The organism is Bradyrhizobium sp. CCBAU 25338 (assembly GCF_028128965.1).
Taxonomy (GTDB): domain Bacteria; phylum Pseudomonadota; class Alphaproteobacteria; order Rhizobiales; family Xanthobacteraceae; genus Bradyrhizobium; species Bradyrhizobium liaoningense.
The window spans coordinates 20,766-37,372 of sequence record NZ_LFKY01000041.1; the positions used below are offsets into that span (position 1 = coordinate 20,766).

The 16,607-nt window shown below is 59.9% G+C and carries 14 protein-coding genes and 2 pseudogenes; 3 read left to right on the top strand and 13 right to left on the bottom strand.

Annotated features, from left to right (window positions below; all coding sequences use genetic code 11):
- Positions 1-61 precede the first annotated feature (61 nt).
- From ACM42_RS27075 to ACM42_RS27105, 7 genes are all read right to left on the bottom strand, one after another.
- On the bottom strand, positions 62-757 hold the full coding sequence (locus ACM42_RS27075) for an ABC transporter ATP-binding protein (protein WP_128948341.1): 696 nt from the start codon (positions 755-757) through the stop codon (positions 62-64).
- A complete protein-coding gene (locus tag ACM42_RS27080; RefSeq protein WP_128948340.1) occupies positions 750-1,484 on the bottom strand; it encodes an ABC transporter ATP-binding protein in 735 nt (244 codons plus the stop codon). The genes ACM42_RS27075 and ACM42_RS27080 overlap by 8 nt, the downstream gene beginning before the upstream one ends.
- Positions 1,471-2,481 carry a branched-chain amino acid ABC transporter permease gene (locus ACM42_RS27085; protein ID WP_271531168.1) on the bottom strand — a complete coding sequence of 337 codons (1,011 nt, stop codon included), beginning with the start codon at positions 2,479-2,481 and terminating at the stop codon, positions 1,471-1,473. The genes ACM42_RS27080 and ACM42_RS27085 overlap by 14 nt, the downstream gene beginning before the upstream one ends.
- Positions 2,482-2,546: 65 nt before the next feature.
- Positions 2,547-3,767 (bottom strand): substrate-binding protein, encoded by a 1,221-nt coding sequence (locus tag ACM42_RS27090; RefSeq protein ID WP_271530750.1) that lies wholly within the window; start codon positions 3,765-3,767, stop codon positions 2,547-2,549.
- Positions 3,764-4,627, bottom strand: a complete 864-nt coding sequence (locus ACM42_RS27095; protein WP_128948339.1) for a branched-chain amino acid ABC transporter permease — start codon at positions 4,625-4,627, stop codon at positions 3,764-3,766. The genes ACM42_RS27090 and ACM42_RS27095 overlap by 4 nt, the downstream gene beginning before the upstream one ends.
- Before the next feature lie 489 nt (positions 4,628-5,116).
- Positions 5,117-5,311, bottom strand: a complete 195-nt coding sequence (locus tag ACM42_RS27100; protein WP_208757082.1) for a hypothetical protein — start codon at positions 5,309-5,311, stop codon at positions 5,117-5,119.
- 63 nt (positions 5,312-5,374) lie between these two features.
- Complete coding sequence (locus ACM42_RS27105; RefSeq protein ID WP_271530751.1) at positions 5,375-6,100, bottom strand: PAS domain-containing protein; 726 nt, start codon at positions 6,098-6,100, stop codon at positions 5,375-5,377.
- A 154-nt stretch (positions 6,101-6,254) separates the two neighbouring features.
- On the opposite strand from ACM42_RS27105, the gene ACM42_RS27110 reads away from it, so the two are divergent.
- On the top strand, positions 6,255-7,043 hold the full coding sequence (locus ACM42_RS27110) for a DUF3800 domain-containing protein (RefSeq protein WP_271530752.1): 789 nt from the start codon (positions 6,255-6,257) through the stop codon (positions 7,041-7,043).
- Positions 7,044-7,201: 158 nt separating this feature from the next.
- Positions 7,202-8,548 (top strand): IS5 family transposase, encoded by a 1,347-nt coding sequence (locus ACM42_RS27115; RefSeq protein ID WP_271530753.1) that lies wholly within the window; start codon positions 7,202-7,204, stop codon positions 8,546-8,548.
- Between the two features lie 241 nt (positions 8,549-8,789).
- Here ACM42_RS27115 and ACM42_RS27120 read toward each other — a convergent pair.
- From ACM42_RS27120 to ACM42_RS27140, 5 genes and pseudogenes are all read right to left on the bottom strand, one after another.
- Positions 8,790-8,965, bottom strand: a pseudogene (locus ACM42_RS27120) (IS1595 family transposase); the annotation flags it as partial.
- 3 nt (positions 8,966-8,968) lie between these two features.
- Positions 8,969-9,293: pseudogene (locus tag ACM42_RS27125) on the bottom strand (pyruvate kinase); the annotation flags it as partial.
- Between the two features lie 145 nt (positions 9,294-9,438).
- Positions 9,439-11,202, bottom strand: coding sequence for an FAD-dependent oxidoreductase (locus ACM42_RS27130; protein ID WP_128948336.1), 1,764 nt, complete (start codon positions 11,200-11,202; stop codon positions 9,439-9,441).
- Positions 11,195-11,998, bottom strand: a complete 804-nt coding sequence (locus ACM42_RS27135) for a phosphoenolpyruvate hydrolase family protein (protein WP_271530754.1) — start codon at positions 11,996-11,998, stop codon at positions 11,195-11,197. The genes ACM42_RS27130 and ACM42_RS27135 overlap by 8 nt, the downstream gene beginning before the upstream one ends.
- Positions 11,999-12,050: 52 nt before the next feature.
- Positions 12,051-13,301 carry a Tm-1-like ATP-binding domain-containing protein gene (locus ACM42_RS27140; RefSeq protein WP_271530756.1) on the bottom strand — a complete coding sequence of 417 codons (1,251 nt, stop codon included), beginning with the start codon at positions 13,299-13,301 and terminating at the stop codon, positions 12,051-12,053.
- 941 nt (positions 13,302-14,242) lie between these two features.
- On the opposite strand from ACM42_RS27140, the gene ACM42_RS27145 reads away from it, so the two are divergent.
- Positions 14,243-14,791: a hypothetical protein gene (locus ACM42_RS27145; protein ID WP_271530757.1), complete on the top strand. Its 549-nt coding sequence runs from the start codon at positions 14,243-14,245 to the stop codon at positions 14,789-14,791.
- Positions 14,792-14,795: 4 nt separating this feature from the next.
- Here ACM42_RS27145 and ACM42_RS27150 read toward each other — a convergent pair whose 3' ends face one another.
- On the bottom strand, positions 14,796-16,571 hold the full coding sequence (locus tag ACM42_RS27150; protein ID WP_271530758.1) for a phosphoenolpyruvate hydrolase family protein: 1,776 nt from the start codon (positions 16,569-16,571) through the stop codon (positions 14,796-14,798).
- Positions 16,572-16,607 lie beyond the last annotated feature (36 nt).

A 16,607-nucleotide genomic window follows, 5' to 3' on the forward strand; every position in this document is an offset into this window, starting at 1 on the left:
GGCCATCGCAAGGAACTTCAAGGCGCCATCTTTCGGGCTGTGATGGCAGCCGGGGACGCCTCTACGGCGCCAGATACGTCAGGAGCCGCGGGTCGTCGCGTAATTGCTGCGAGGGGCCCGACAGCGCGACACGGCCGCGATCGAGCACATAGGCGTGCTCCGCGACACGCATTGCAAGATCGAGATGTTGCTCAACGATGATGATGGCGATCTCTCTGGCCAGCTCCATCAAGCGCTCGGTGATCTCCTCGATGACGCCGATCCAGACACCCTCGGTCGGCTCATCCAATAGGAGAAGCTTAGGGTTGCCGAGCATCGCGCGGGCGATTGCGAGCATCTTGCGCTCGCCACCGGACAGCGTTCCGGCCGGCTGATCCAGGCGCTGGCCGAGTTTTGGAAACATCCTCATGACCCGGTCCACTGCCGATCCATCGCGGTGCAAAAGCGATCCGACGGCGAGATTGTCGCGCACGGACAGGCGCGCGAACACCGAATGCTCTTGCGGCACATATCCAATACCGGCCCGCACCCGCTCTTCGGTGCGGCGGCGATCGATGTCCCGGCCGCCGAACTGCACGCCGCCCTTCCATGCCGGCAGTTCGCCCACGATCGCCTTCATGAGCGTGCTCTTTCCGGCGCCGTTGCGGCCAAGGACGGCCACACCGCCGCGCGGCGGGACGGCCATATTGACGCCGAACAAGACCTGGCTGCGTCCATAGCCGGCGTCGAGATGCTTGATATTGAGGAATTCAGGCACGGCGCAAATAGATCTCCTGGACACTTCTGTTGGCCTGGATCTCGGCAACCGTCCCTGACGCCAGCACCTTGCCCTGATCGAGCACAGTCAGGCGGTCGCAGATGTCGCGGATGAAATCTAGGTCGTGCTCCACGATCAGGAGCGAGCAATGCTGTTTGATCGGCTGCAGCAACTCGCCCGTGACGCGGCGCTCCTCGAGGCTCATGCCACCGGTCGGCTCGTCCAACAGCAGAAGGCGCGGCCGGCAAGCGAGCGCCATCGCGATCTCCAGCCATTGCTGCTGCCCATGAGACAGGGTCGCCGCAGCATCAAAGGCGCGATCGGCGAGCCGGAACTGGAGGAGCATCGCCATGACCTCCTCGTGCAGTCGTCCCCGACTACGCGAGAACGCCAGATCCAGCAGTGAGGACCGGGCCTGCAGCGCGAGCAGGATGTTGTCGTAAAGCGTGAGGGCAGGTAGCACGGCGGTGATCTGGAATTTCAGGCTCATGCCCGCTCGCGCACGCTCTGGCGGCGTCAACGAGGTGACGTCAGTATTGATGAACGTCACCTTGCCCTGCGTCGGCACCAGCGCACCTGCAAGACACTTCATCAGCGTGCTCTTGCCCGAGCCGTTCGGCCCGATCAGGCCATGAAACTCTCTTTCGCCGACCGTGAGCGCCGCTCCGTCTAGCGCGGTGAGCTTGCCGAAGACCTTGGAGATGCCCACGGCTTCAAGGAGCGGCATTGCGCTTTTCCTTCAGGCTCGGGCCGAAATGACCTACACGTTCCCGCTCGCCCAGCACCAGGCTGATCAAGCCGAGTGGCCGGAACAAAATGACGAGCAACAGCAGAACGCCGAGTATGATCGGCCAAATATCGCGATAGTTGTCGGAGAGCCAGAAGCTGAGGCCCTCGACAATCGCGGTGCCGATGACCGCGCCGATCAATGTCCCGGAGCCGCCGAACAGGACGTAGAGTACGACCTGGGTCGACATGACCACGCCCAGCATGTTGGTCCAGACAAACCCCTCGTGAAACGCATAGAGGCTGCCGGCAGTCCCTGCGATCGCGCCGCTGATTGCGAATATGATCGCCTTCAAATGTTGCACTTTGTACCCGAAGAAGGCGATGCGCTGTTCGTTCTCTCGCAATCCCGCCAGCGCCAGACCGAACTGCGACCTCAACAAAAAGCGCGACAGAAGGTAGATCAGAACCAGAATGGCGAGCACCAGGTAGTAAAACCCTGGTCCCTCGCTCAGTTGGTATGAGCCGATTGTCATCGGTTGGATCGAAGGGATACCGTTCTGGCCGCCAAGGTAATGAGAGCCTCTCGCAAGCCGGTCAGCTGTGTAAGCTCCGGTCATCGTACCAAGCGAAACGAAGACCACACTGGAGGGGTGACGGCCAAGCAGCAGGAAACCAGCCAGCAACAATGCCGCCACAAAACCGATCAGGGTTCCAGCCGGGAGGACGGCAAAAATCGATCCGACTCCGAAGTCGCGTGAAAGCAGCGCCACTCCGTAGCCGGCCATGCCGAAGAACAACGACTGACCCAAGCTCAAAATCCCGGCATAGCCCCACACCAGGTCGAACGACAACGCAAAGAGGCACAGGATGAGCACTCGCGTCGCATAGACAGTGATGTAATCCCGCAGGACGAGCGGTGCGATCGAAGCTGCAATGAGCAATGCCACTTCGAGAATCGGAAGCACCTTCATTCGCCCGGCGAAGGCAGATGCCATGCCGGGCGAACGAGCAGCTTCAATCACGTGTGGCGGGGGCTGTATGCCGGTGCCGGTCGATGACATCAGCACTCCTTCGGATCGACCAGGCCGGCGCTACGCGCGACAATCTCGTACTGGCCGCCCTTCGCCACTCCAATGTACATGTTCATCCTGCAGTGGCGCTTGCCGGGCGCCATTTCGGCGGGCCCGCCCGGCCCTTCCGCAATCTTGGCGTGGTCGAGCGCGGCGGCTACCGCGTCACGGTCAATTGTACCGGCCTCCTTCACTGCAGCCTCCCACAGCTTCAATCCTCGATAGGTGCCGGTCGCAGCGCTGCCTGCAGAGAATCGGAACTTGGCAGGGAACTGCTTGTCGTAAGCCGACTGAATCCTGGCGCTCACCGGATCCTCCGCCGCGAGCACCTTGTAGTAGTCGAGGCTGCTCGCAAGCCCTTCAATCTCCTGGGCCTGGTTCATTTCCAGGAAATTTTCGTCGTAATAGACGCACCCCAGCCGCCCGCCGTTTTTGGAGAAGCCGGCTTGATAAAGCTGTTTGAAGAACGGGCTCACGCCCGGCGGCACAATGGCGTTGAACACCACGTCGACTTTGTTGGATATGATGCGGCTGACCGTCGACGAAAAGTCGATCTGATCGAGCGGGTAGTATTCTTCGAAGACGACTTCGCCACCGCTGCTCTCGATCACCTTGCGCGCATAGGCGTTGATCGTTTGCGGCCAGACATAATTGGAGCCAGGCAGCGCAAAGCGCTTGCCACCATTCTTGATCAACCAGGGAATGAACTGGTCGCAATTCTGTGCCGGTACCGGGCCGGTGCAGAACAGATAGGGTGTGCATTCTTTACCTTCGTAACCCTCGGGATAAATATAGAGCGTCTTGCCGCGAGAGATAATGACGTCCTTGATCGCATTGCGCATCGAGCTCGAAATACCGCCGATCACCAGATCGACCTTGTCTCGCTGGATCAGCTTGCGCACATTTCCTACGGCGACGGATTCGTCGGAGGCAGTATCCTCAATCAGGAGTTCGATCGGGCGTCCCAACAGGCCGCCGGAGTCATTGATCTCCTTGACCAGCATGCGAGCGACATTGGCGTCGGTGTTGCCGGCAAAGCCGAGTGACCCCGTAAGGTCGGTCGCAATGCCGAGCCTGATCGGACCTTCCGCAGCATTTGCCCAATCCGGACGGATCACCCAGCTGCCCGGACCCGCCGCGATGGCGGCGGAGGCGAAGCCGAGATTGCCGAGAAAGCGGCGGCGGCTCAGTTGACGGCTGGCGTTGATCATCGATTGACCCCTCTTCCCGAAACAAGGCCTTGCGGCCGGAACTTGATGAAAATGATGGCGAGCACGAACACCAGAACGTCGGCGATGACCGGTGACATCAGCCAAGGCAGCCAAGCGCTGAACGTACCGATGACGCTGGCGCCAGCGACCGGGCCCGCGAAGGACCCGACGCCACCGACCATCACGGCAACGAAACCCTGGATAAGAAAGCGGATGCCGAGATCGGCAAATAGTGAAAAGACCGGCACGATCAGCGCGCCGGCGAGACCCGCGAGCGCCGCACCAAAGGCAAAGGTGACGCTGTAGATCATGCCCGTGGAGATGCCTGAGGCACGCGCCAGCTGTGGATTCTCCAGCGAGGCGCGGACTCGCAGGCCGAACGAGGTGTAGGCGAGCAGTGCATGGCTCGCGGCCATGACCAGCAAAGTGATGATGACGATGACGCCGCGCCAGGAGGCGAAATGCAGACTACCGATCGTAATAGAGCCACTGATTGGCTCCGGGACCGAGAGATAAAGCCCCCCGGTCAGGCCGCGCACGGCTTCGCGAATGATCAGCCCGAGCGCATAGGTGCCGAGCATGGCGACAATTGGAGCGGCATAGAATCGTCGTACGACCAGTTTTTCCAGGACGAAGCCAAGCGTGCCGACCGCGACGGGCGCGGCAAGCATGCCGAGCGGGACCGGTAAACCGACGCTGTGCACGAGATAAGTGACGTACGCGCCGAGCAGGACGAACTCGCCTTGCGCGAAGTTGAAGATGCCCATCATGCTGGCAATGATCCCGAGCCCGAGCACGACCAGCACAACGATGGCACCAAAGCTCAAAATCTCGAAGGCCGCGATAAGTAGCGTATCCATGTTGCTGCGTCACATTCCTTGGGCTTGGGAGCAAATCATCTTCACGCCGAGCGCTCGAAGGTGTGAGCTGCACGTTGGAATGCGAAGGGCTGCTGACACGAGAGCGCTCCTGGAAGGTCATCCCGACAAGGGGAGTTGCAGGCAATGGTGAGCCTCTTGGGCGGCCCGCCTGTCGGCGCTTCATTCACGACATGCGGCACGAGATTGCCTAGATCAACGCAGGAAGATTTGAGTAATGTTGGGTAATGTTGGCCAGGCGACCGACATTGCGGGACACGTTAAAGAGGCCCCGGCGGGTCGCCGGCCGTTCTCGCCAGCCCAATTTCGATGCAGCCAAAAGCGACAGAGAGCTATCCGCATGCCCTCACCGCAGGCGCTCGCAAACGCGCGTCGTTAGCGCTTGCCGAACTATCGGAGGAAACCAGACGAGCTGACGCACCACTTCACGATGGCCGCAGGCAGTGAGTTCGGCACCGAGAAGGTATCAAGTCATTGTGGCCGAACACCTTGCTTGCCGACCAGCGGAAATGTGAATTCAATTCCCGCACCCGCAAACGTGGTCAACAGAGTCTGTAGCAGATCGTCGGATCCGGGAAGCGTGTCATTGTACTCTTCGAGCTGCCTGATGACGGCGCATGAAAACCCGCTTCGCTTGGCCACCTGCTTCACCGACCAGTTCAGCATCCCCCGTGCGGCTCGCAATTGCCTCCCCGTGAGCTTCGATGCGCCTTTCCGCTCCCTTGCGAGTTATCCTAATGCGCGTCGGTAAGCTCCATCTGCCTGCCGCAACCGGGCCTCCACCTCGTATGGCTGTCCCGTTGCTAAGGAGACTTGCCACTCCCTCAAAACGGGTTCGCATTCCTTGTCATGGAGAAGGTCCGCCCACTTTCCCGGATTGCCGTATTCCACGCAGGGGTCTGGATCGGAAAACGCGCTGATGTGACCATCACAACTGGCCGTCCCATACCAGCCCCCGAACGAGCCGCGCCAGAGCTCTCGAGCGCTCCGTTGCAATGTTGAGAGCCTCGGACAAGTTTTGCTTTTCCGTGACATCGGCAGCAAGGCCAAGCATCCATTGCGGCTTGCGGTCGGGTCCGGCAACGGCTCGGCTCGGGCGCAAATCCTGCGCAAGGTGCCGTTGTGCCGGATGATCCGAAATTCACCCTCGAGTGTCGCATGGGCGATTGATCGCTGTCCGAACCTGCGGACGCGGCCGCCGTCCTCGGGATGAATTCTCCTGTCGATCTCGGCAGGGGACGGCTCTGTTTGACGCGGGTCCAGTCCGAACACTTCGTAGAATCCGGGAGACCATTGCATCTGCCCACTTTCATTGCTCCGCCACAGGCCGATCGACAGCTTTTCTTCGATAAAGGGAAGTATATCGGCCAGGCTGATGCTGCCGGCGCTCAAGCAATGTGGGCTCGTGATCAGGCGAGCTGCAATCAGTTGCGGACACTTTCGGGTCTTGTCCATCGAGGAAGGGCTGCCGGTCTGGGCACATTGTAGTTGCCGTACCCAAGTGGTATGCAGGCCCGGGGTAGGCCATGAAGGCTGCCCGGCATGCCGCCGCAGATGCATGGGCCCTCGTCAGCGGCTTGCCCAGAATGGAAACCCCTCGCGTCATCTGATGGTGCTGCAGGCGTACATTGATGGCAGTGGTACCGGCGATAAGCGGTCGCTTGTTTTGGCCGGCTATATTGCCGATGCTGACACGTGGGCCAGCTTTTCAGATGAATGGAAAGCGCAACTGGACCATGCCCAAATGGCGCGGTTCAAAATGTTCGAGATGAAAGAGCGGCTAGAAATAGCTGCGTACTTTTACCGACTGATTGAAAAGCACAACATGCAAGCAGCCATCTCAATTGCGGTTGATACGGCCGCCCTCAAGAAGGCCGTTCGCGAATTGGTTACAGAAACCGTGCTCGGGCGAGAAAACCTTGAAAATCCATATTACATCGCATCGCGCGGCCTCATTGAGATTTTGGCCATACATCAGCAGAAATTCATGCAGTGGAACGATCCAGTAGATTTCATCTTCGATGACGAGTCGGAAAAGGTTCATATCTTGGAGATGTGGGACTGGATGAAGGTATTGATGAATCCAGCGGCGCAAGGCCGTATCGGCAGCACGCCAATCTTCAGACCAGATGAAAGATTTATGCCGCTCCAAGCCGCTGACCTGTACGCATGGTGGATCAGGAAATGGCACAATGAAGGGAATCGAGAGGCTATCCAGAGCTATCAGTTTCCCTGGGGATGTAAGAGAGACATACCTCAAATCCATATAGACCTGAAGGAAAGCGGCATCCGCAGGACTCTTGCTGATGCAGTAAAAAAGATGCCTTTCACCAAATCCGTGATGAGTGCTTTCTCCGGACCGCAAGATGCGGCGCGGTGGCTAAGTCGTCGTCCGTGAACAAGCCTCTAAGCGATTGAGCGGGAGTCTGTTTTTCGGATGCGGAGGCATTTGAGATTGCAGGGATTGGGAGCTTGAGAAGCCCAAACCCTGCAATTTCGTTTTATGGATTTCCCTTCGCTGCGGACCATGATTCTATGTTGCATCGGAGGGGGACGATGCGGCCGAAGAAGCATAAGACGACGGGATCGAACGATCTGTTCCGGGCACGGCTGGACCAGATCATCAACATGAAGCACGAGCTGGTTCTGCTCGCTGGCAAGGTCGATTGGGACTGGATCGACGGCGATATCGCGCCGCTCTACAGCGAGAACGGCCGGCCCGGGATCGAGACCCGCTTCGTGATCGGGCTGCTGTTGCTCAAGCACATTTACGGGTTGTCCGATGAGGGGGTCTGCGAACGCTGGGTCCATGACCCGTATTTTCAGTTCTTCACCGGCGAAGAGTTCTTCCAGCACGTCTTCCCGCACGAGCGCTCGGACCTGAGCCACTGGCGCAGGCGGCTCGGCGACAAGCTGGAGCTTTTGCTGGCCGAGAGCCTGCGGGTGGCACACGAGGCCGGCGCGTTACGTGGCCAAGACCTCCAGCGGGTCACGGTCGACACCACGGTGCAGCCGAAGGCCATCACCTTTCCGACCGACGCCAAGCTGCTGCATGCGGCCATCAATGGCCTCAACCGCCTGGCGAGAAGACACGGCGTCAGGCTGCGGCAATCCTATTCTCGCGTGGCCAAGGCCGCCGCGATGATGGCGGGCCGCTACGCCCATGCCAAACAGTTCAGGCGGCATCAGCGGCAGTTGCGTATCTTGCGCAGCCGACTGGGCCGGATCATCCGCGACATCCGCCGCAAGATCGGGGGCCAGCCTGTACTGGAGGAGGCGTTCGCCCTCCCGCTGAGCCGAGCCACCCAGATCCGCTCGCAGCAGCAGCGCCAGCGCGGCTGGAAGCTGTATTCCTTCCATGCTCCGGAGGTCGAGTGCATCGGCAAGGGCAAGGCCAGCGCACCTTACGAGTTCGGCGTGAAGGCCTCCATCGTCACCAACAACCGCCGGGCTCCCGGTGGCCTGTTCGTGCTGCACGCCAGGGCGATGCCCGATAACCCGTACGATGGTCACACCTTGCGGGACGTCCTTGACCGCACCGAGACGCTCACCGGCTGTTCGATCGAGCGGGCCTATGTCGACAAGGGATACCGCGGCCACGACGCACAAAATCCCCGTCGCGTCTTCATCTCTGGCCAGAAGCGCGGTGTCTTCGGTGTCATCAAGCGCGAGCTGCGCCGCCGCTCCGCCATCGAGCCCATCATCGGACACCTGAAGACCGAAGGTCACCTCGGACGCTGCTACCTCAAGGGCCGCGCAGGAGATGCCGCCAACGTCATCCTCTCGGCCGTGGGCCACAACTTCCGCCGCATCCTTGCCTGGCTCAGAGAACTCTTGTGCCTCTTCCTGTTCCAGCTATGGCGCATGCTCGCCTGTCCAGCCCCGCTCAATTCGGCTTCTTAACGGACGACTAAGTCGGCGACGTGAAGGGGTCAGGATGACTTTGCCCGACCCGACCTCGCGGCTGTTAACGAAGTGATTTTTCCTAGGGCCCGCTCAAACTTTTCGCCACTCTCGTCAACGCCAAGCTCACGAGCGGTTTGCATGAATCGCTCGGATTGTTCTTTGTCGGTCAGTTTCGTTTTTGGCTCTGCCTTTTTCCCTTTTGGGGGAGCGGCGGCTTTTGCCGTAGGGCGCCTCTTGGCTAGTTAGTTGTCTTATAGGTGAGGCGCTTTCCAGCGGCACCCTTCAACGCACTTCTGCACGGTCGAGATCGTTCACGCCAAGAGCAACGCGATTGCTGCAGCGGAAATCAAACTCGTTCAAATATCGGTGCAAATGCTTCTCGGCGCAATGCTGATAGGTACCCTTCATGCCGCGCGGCAGCGGGATTGACTGCTTCCCGCCTGTCCTTCTTAGCGCGAAGCAGACCGTCTCCCCGGCATCCCGCGCGAGCTTGCCCTTCATCGAGCCGGCCAATCCGGATCTTCGGGCCTTGCAGATCCTGCAGCACACCGATCGGCCGATTGAATTCCAGCTCCAACGCACGGATCGAGGCGAGCACACGGGCGTGATCGTCATGGGTCCCGTGGCTGAAGTTCAGCCTGAAAGTATCAGCCCCCGAAAGATAAAGCGCACGAAGCTTTTCAGGCGACGCGGTCGCTGGACCAACGGTTACAACGATCTTAGCGTGGCGTGAGCGGCGCATCGTGCCCCTCCAGGTCAGAAGATAAGCCCGGTATCAAGCGGGATACGGCCGCCCATAAGGTATTCAAAGCGAGCTGGCCGACGTTGCGCACTTTCGCTCTCTCCGCCGTCCGTCGTTGCTGGACCAAGAGGTGAAAACACCGCACTTACGCTCCGGATGCTGCCGCGGTCTGTCCTTGATGAGTGGATTGTACGATGCTGTTCACCGCGCGGTAGGCGAACACGATGGCCGGTCCGATCGTAATGCCTGCCCCAGGATAGATCCCACGCATCGGTGAGGTCATGTCGTTGCCGCAGGCATAAAGACCTGCGATCGGCACGCCGTTTCCATTCAGGACCCTTCCGCCAGGATCCGTTGACAGGCCGGTCGCCGTTCCGAGGGTTGCCGGGACAATCGGAAGCGCGATGAATGGCCCGTTTTTGATAGCCCCAAGGTTTGGGTTCTTCTTTCCGACCGACGGATCTCCCAGGGTTCGGTTGAAAGCCGATTCACCGCGTTTGAAGAGCGGATCGCTTCCTTCAGCTGCGTGGGCATTATGTTCTTCAACGGTCTTTTGCAGCTCTTTCGGGTCGAGCCCCAATTCCGCCGCAAGCTCCGCAATCGTCCGGCCAATTTCGATGTAGCCCATGCGGGCATATTTTTTGATGCTCAAAGTCCAGGGCCAGGGGAGCAGGTGTCCCATGCCTCTGAGGCGGACGAATTCCTTGTCGCAGATGAAATAGAACCGCTTGTCCGCCGGATAGCCGTTGTTGAACATGGCAAGGCAGATGTCGTGGTAGGAATTGGATTCATTGACGAAGCGCTTGGCGTTTGGCCCTACGGCGATGACACCTGGACGGCCACGATCGAGCCAGCCGTACGGGACCACTTGCGAGGAGCGGCCGTTCCTGAGGATCGACACGGGCGTCCAGAATCCACTCGATGCAACGTCATTATCGATCGCAGCTCCGAGCTTGCCTGCGAGCGCAATGCCGTCTCCAGTGACATCGCTGTGGGCCAGCGTATCATTGTGCTGGTGGGCTCGGCTGAGCTGGGCTCTCAACTGACCGTTCCGCGCAAAGCCACCAGTTGCCAGGATCACCCCGTGAAAGGCGCGGATGCGGAGATCGGCGCCATCACGCTTGACGATTGCGCCAGTGACTCTCCCGCCCTCTTTCGTCAGATCAACCGCTGGGCAGCTTGGCCGGATTTCAACGCCATATCTGCGCAGGCTGACCAGTAACCGCGCGATCAGCGCATTGCCCCCGCTGAGTTCAGTGCCTCTCCTGTAGCGCAGCCGATCGCTTGCGTAGCGGCCGACGCGGCGCAGGACGTGCTTGAGCGCGGCAGCCGACTGGAAGGGATTGAGGAAGCTTCTGACCTCGCTGGATGAAATCATCATCCCGCCGAGCACGACCCGGATCGGATCACCTATCAGGTCGAAATCCTTGCCGAGAAGCCGTCCGTCATAAGGTGCGGGGCTCACCGCCCGGCCCTTGTCAACCCCGCCGATCTGGCTCGAATGATAATCGGGGGCGGAGGCCAGTGTGAATTTGACTTCACTCCCATTCTCCAGGCCGGCGAGCGCTGTCGGGCCGTCTTCAAGATAGGCGTCTACGAACTCAGCGCGATAATAGTTGCCAAGTTCGTGTTGCAGATAGGTCTTCGCTTTCGCGATCGAATCATCAATTTTTGCCGCTCGAGCCTGCATTGAGCATGGAACCCAGATCATGCCGTTCGACAGGGCAGTGGTGCCACCGAGCCGGGCAGACTTCTCGCACACGGTCACGCGAAGACCGGCCTTTGCCGCATAGAGCGCCGCCGACAGTCCGGCCGCGCCGCTGCCGATCACGAGCACGTCCGTCTCCCAATCATGCGTTTGGGAGAAGGAAGCGGTATTGGGCTTCAATTTAGTGATCTGGTTATTCATTCGTGCCTCGGTGCAGACTCTGCAGTGAATGCTGTCGCTTTCGCGGGAGCGGAACGGCTTTGAATTCTTCGGCTGCAGCCTTCACCGCCCGCTCGATCGGGATCCGTTCGATGGAGGAGGCGCCAACAAAGCCGACGCATCCGGTCGATCGGTAGACTTCCGAGGTATCCTGGGGCTCAGCGATTGCCCCGCCATGGCAGAGAAGGATGACATCCGGGCGAACGGCCTGAGCCGCAGCATTGATCTCGTTGATGCGTCTGATGGCCTCTTCAATCGACTGTCCCTCCTCATGACCAACGAGCCCGCCGCGCGTTGCGCCGACATGTGGGACGACGCAGTCGGCTCCTGCGGTTGCCATCGCTTTGGCATCGTGCGCGCTTGCGACATAGGCGAGCGAGAAGATGCTCTTCCTGCGGGCCGCTGCGATCATCTCGACCTCACGTTCAAAGCCGAGCCCGACGCGGCCTCGACGATCGCGCCATTTCGCACCCATCGTTGAAATGGTCGGGTAATTGATCACGCCGGAGAAGCCGGCAGCCCAGAACTTGTCCAAGAGATCATCGAGATCGAGCCGGAGGGGATCCCAGGCCTCGATACCGCCGATAACAGGAACGGAGGAGACGACGTTGCGGATCTCCGCCGCGAGCCCGAGCGTGCGCGCATTGGAATCACCGATCCGGCTCGTCGGCAGCCCCATCAACCGCGACAGCCCGGTGCTGTAGACCACGAGCATGTCGGCGCCGCCGAGAGCTGCGCATTTTGCGACGAGGCCGCAACTGCTTGCCGCGGCAAGCACTGCCTTCCCCGCCGCAACTTGAGCTGTGATCTTTGCAAGTATTTCGGGCCGATCAAACATCCGCACGGGATGAACCTCCTTGTGTCAATTGTTCGACGATCCACGATGCGGCCGCCTCCGCAAATTCCGGATCATTGATGTGACAATCCAGCTCGCGAGCGATGATCGAGCGCGGCAGATGCCGCCTGACCGCGTCGAACCAGGCTCTATCGGCTTCAGGATTTCGAAAGATGCCGCCGTCCCGGTCATAGTCAGACACCCCCTTGGCCGGCCACAAAACGAGAGCGGGCGCCTTTGCTTGCGAAAGGCGCGCGCCTGTGAGCCTTCCTATGCGCTCGTTCTCCGAGACGGTCGTGCGCATGAGCGTCGTGAAGGGGGTATGCGCATAGAATTGGCGCCCTTTGAACTCGGCAGGCACGCTCGAGGGCGGGCCAAAATTCACCATATCGACGGCCCCCGGCGCGATGAGCTGCGGAATCATGCGGTGAGAAGCTGCTTTGAGCCGATCCGGACCTGCACTGGCGGTGCCGCCGACGAGCTCGTCAGCAAGCTCGGTTGTGGTCAGATCGAGCACCGCATCGAACTCACCGGCGGACACGAGTTGCTCCATCTTGCGTCCACCCGCGCCATTGGCCGGAAAGACGATCGCGTCGATGCCTGCCTCTGCCAGCCGCGCGACACAGCGATTTGCCGCCGGCGTCGTGACCCCAAAGGCCGTGATCGCAACAATCTTTCTCTTCTGCCGACCTTGAGCCGGTACATAACGCATCGCCGCAATGGCCCGCCCGGCATTGTCCAGAACGCGTTCGGTGAACGCGTTGATTCCGAAGAGATCGACCAGGGTCGGATAGAGGATGACGTCGTTTTGGAGGGCCAGTTCGGCCAGGAGGGCTGGCCTTGCGCTGCTCACCAGCAGCTTCGGGAATCCATACGGCAACTCCGAAACAACTTCACCGAAGACTGCACTGCCTTTGCCGCCCGCTACTCCGACGATGGCGTCGATCGCACCTAATCGCAGGAGCTCCTTCACCTCTTCACGCGCACTTGCAGCTATTTCCCGTAAGAGCTCGGCGGGTGCGACCACCCCTGCATCGCTGCAGTCCGACGCGCTTCTGCCTCTCCTGTTTGATGTGCCTACATCAATCGTAAGAGTCTTGCGGCCGCACTGTTCGATGACGCGCGCAAGATAAGCGGTTTCGCGGCCCTTTGTGTCCAGGGTTGCGACGATCGCGACCTTGCCGGCAGGATCGGACGGGTGACCATCCCGGACTGACCTCTGGTCGTCCGCGCAATGGTGAGACACGATCTTCCTCCTGGACGTTTCTGGACACCTGGAGGTCTAGATCGGAGTAAAATGGCACATAAGCCCGGATACGAGCGCGATTGGGTAAAGTTGGGTAGGTGCAAAGCGGCCGTAGCAGCAGCAGCCGCTTCCCGAGAGGCTCAAGGTCCGATTAACAGCAGATTGCACGTCCAGAAGTTTGCAGGTGGCGTTGAATAGCCGTACAGCGCTGAGAGCGCTGACCAAGGCGACGTCCTTGGCGAGCCAAGAGCGCTCCGGCGCCTGCCGCATCCTTGAGAAGGATCACAGGCAATGGGGCGGGCAGAAGGCTTCCCCTGTGCTTCGATGAAGGTGCCCCGATGAGGTACAGCGGTTTCGAAGCGAGGTGATTGAGGGCCGTGTGACGATGGAAGCCGCCTCCCATTTGGATGGACTGAGGCGAGCGTCAGCTGGCGACGCTTTGATGGTTTGGGCTCCCCCGCATGGCGGCGCGCTCCGAGACAAAAAGATGCCGCTGCCGGAGTTTTCCAGCAGCGGCGCTGAGTCAGGGAGGAAAGCAGACGACCGGTCTGCTAGCGGATTCGTCAGGCGCAGCGATAGCTCGCCCGCAATTTTTAGCCCAGACGCTTCACGGGCCCTTTTTCAGAACGAGCCGAGCTCGGGCCAGCATCGGCAAATCGTATCCGGCAGGCGAGGACAGACGCGGAGAGGCCACTCAAGCATACCGCAAGCATGAACAGTGATGACGGCCCTTAGCATCCATCGCTTCCAGCCGAGCCCGGCTCCCTCGCCGAGGGAAGACATGACATTGCTCCTCCAAGATCGACAGTGGTGGTCTAGACCTCGATGGAGCGGCGTGTAAGATCGGCGAAACGTTCAAATGGGTAGAATTGGGTAGAACCGTGAGAGCCAATGTCTTAGGTCGCCTTGTCGCAAGTCTCTCCTCGTCTCGCGGTGATCAGATGACGATCTATGCTCCGTCACTGCGGACCCTTCCGCAGAATGCCATGTTCGTCATGGCTACACTTCCCGTCATCGACTGGAACGACTGTCTCCTGCGAGACTTGCAAACGAGCCCCAAAGCGCCCCCTTCCTGCTACGCGGCGATCGTCATGATCGATCCGTTTGCCTGCTGGGAAGACCTGGTAGATCTGTTACAGGATGCAAAGATGACCGGAGTGACAAACTTTCCGCCTGCCTCCATGATTGAACGGACACCGGCAGGAGTGCCGATCGATCGCGGTCAGGAGCTCGAGCTTCGGAGAATGGAGTGGTTTGCAAATCGCGGGTTCAAAGTCCTGTTTGTCGCGGCAAACGAGTCGGAGATGAGAGCAGCAGAACAACGCTTGGGTTCGCAGCTGGGTGGGTTCGTCTATCTGCGTCCCGATGCGCTTGCGCTGCCGATTGGAGCGGACATAACGCTCGTAAGCCTTGGCTCTCAAGGAGCGTCCGTACCGAAATTCGCGCTGGAGCATGCAGCCACATCCAAACAGCCGCTTCGACGAGCATGAAGCGTTATTCGAGGATCCGCAGCTTCTTGATTTTGTTATAGAGGGTTTTTCGCGAAAGCCCGAGAGAGCGGGCAGTCTTGCCGCGGTGAAGCCTGTTTCTCTTCAAGCCCTCAATAATCCAGTCTCGCTCCGAAAGAGAAACGGGCGGCCTTGCATGTGAGGCTGTGTCCAAAAGCGGCCTTAGCACCTCACCGGTGATGTGACTTGCTGGAAGGGTTACGAGCTGGTTCACGACCTGCCGCAGCTCGCGCAAATTGCCCGGCCAGTCGTGCCCGGCGAGCGCGAGAAATGCAGAGTTTTCGATTGTGAGCGTCTGGGCGCTGGAATCCCCCTTTGCTTCGACCGTGAAGTGTTGAATGAGTTGCGGCAAATCTTCAAGCCTGTCGGGCAGCGAAGGTAATTGGACATCGAGGCCGGTAAAAAGGGCGAGAAGCCGCGCGCACAGAACCGTTTCAAGGCCAGCGCCGCGCTCGACCGTGGCGGTCGCAATGATCCGGGCATTGGAACGCATCACAGTTACCCCGTTCAGAGGGGTAAATCCGCCTGTCTCGAGGTAATCGGCAAGCCGCTCCTGTCCATCGCGCGAAAGTTGGTCGACATGCAGTAGCACGACGGCACCGTCACTCGACGCCTCCAGGAGTGACAATTGGCGTCTGCCGCTCTCAAGACGCTCGGCGCCGAACAACGGGCCAAGTATATTCATCGCCGGACCGAGGCGGCAATGGAACAACGCCGTTTTGGCGTGCCTGCGGTCGCTAAACGCATGAACCAGGGTTGCTATTCTCCGCTTGCCGGAGCCAGCCTCCCCCCAGATGAGGACTGGCCTGGGGGTCGCCGCAACGCGTTTGGTGATCTCAAGGATACGCTTCATTGCCGAGGACTGCGCGATCACGCCGTGCCTGAAACCACTTAACTGCAGCTGTCGTTCGAGCAGATCCACCTTCTCGCGCAACAGGTGGATGGTCTTGAAGCCTGATGTTACCTCGAGGACCGACATCTCGAGAGGCACGCGGTCCAGCGAGGAGCCTCCGATGAACCCCTGGATTCCGGTCTCGCGGCAGATGTCGAGGAGCTCGTCCGGCTTGGTGATGGGGCCGCCCCCAAGCAGGCAGATGGTGCTCTTGTTGACCGATTGAGCAACGCGCGCAACGGCATTCGTACGCGCTGCAAGTTCAGACAGGCTGATCGACGGATCGGCTCCGCTTTCAACCGCGCGGTTGAGATTGAAGTTGATGCAAATGGCCTCGGCGCCCGCCTCGACCATGCGACGCGCTTCGGATTGACTGCGCGAATAGGCAATCGTCATCAAGCCGCGTTTTGCAGCTTTCACGAGGAGCTCGATTTCCCGGGAGTAACCAAGACCACACTTCTCGAGCAATGACCTGCGCTCATGGTCGATGTGTATGACCGATGGGAAGTTGGTCACACCGGCAAATCCCCATTTGATGATCCGATCGAGCCAACGATCAAGATCGAGCTCAGGGTCGAAGGTACAGGCGCCGAAGAAGACTGGCAGTTTGGTACTTGGGAGGATTTCGGTCCGTCCGAAGTTTGCTACGAATTCATTACTGTTGCGGATTGGAAGGATCGAGGCAGGCGAGGCCCCACCCATGGCACGAAAACGGCCCGCATTGAGCGCGAGCACGAAGTCGGCCCCCGCCCGCTCGGCGGCCCTGGCGGTCATGCCCGAGCCGATCCCCGCACCAAGGACAAACGAACGGGAATTGCGGAAGAACTGCCTGATACCGGCTCCCTTCACCTCAGCCGTCCGCGTGTCCATTCTGAGCCGCGCATCATCGTACGGCTCTACGTCAAG

Coding starts and splice junctions, on each gene's coding strand:
- ACM42_RS27095 (WP_128948339.1), bottom strand. CDS start 4,627: ATGGATACGCTACTTATCGCGGCCTTCGAGATTTTGAGCTTTGGTGCC.
- ACM42_RS27105 (WP_271530751.1), bottom strand. CDS start 6,100: ATGGACAAGACCCGAAAGTGTCCGCAACTGATTGCAGCTCGCCTGATC.
- ACM42_RS27080 (WP_128948340.1), bottom strand. CDS start 1,484: ATGCCGCTCCTTGAAGCCGTGGGCATCTCCAAGGTCTTCGGCAAGCTC.
- ACM42_RS27090 (WP_271530750.1), bottom strand. CDS start 3,767: ATGATCAACGCCAGCCGTCAACTGAGCCGCCGCCGCTTTCTCGGCAAT.
- ACM42_RS27130 (WP_128948336.1), bottom strand. CDS start 11,202: ATGAATAACCAGATCACTAAATTGAAGCCCAATACCGCTTCCTTCTCC.
- ACM42_RS27145 (WP_271530757.1), top strand. CDS start 14,243: ATGACGATCTATGCTCCGTCACTGCGGACCCTTCCGCAGAATGCCATG.
- ACM42_RS27110 (WP_271530752.1), top strand. CDS start 6,255: ATGGTGCTGCAGGCGTACATTGATGGCAGTGGTACCGGCGATAAGCGG.
- ACM42_RS27115 (WP_271530753.1), top strand. CDS start 7,202: ATGCGGCCGAAGAAGCATAAGACGACGGGATCGAACGATCTGTTCCGG.
- ACM42_RS27085 (WP_271531168.1), bottom strand. CDS start 2,481: ATGGCATCTGCCTTCGCCGGGCGAATGAAGGTGCTTCCGATTCTCGAA.
- ACM42_RS27100 (WP_208757082.1), bottom strand. CDS start 5,311: ATGCTGAACTGGTCGGTGAAGCAGGTGGCCAAGCGAAGCGGGTTTTCA.
- ACM42_RS27150 (WP_271530758.1), bottom strand. CDS start 16,571: ATGGACACGCGGACGGCTGAGGTGAAGGGAGCCGGTATCAGGCAGTTC.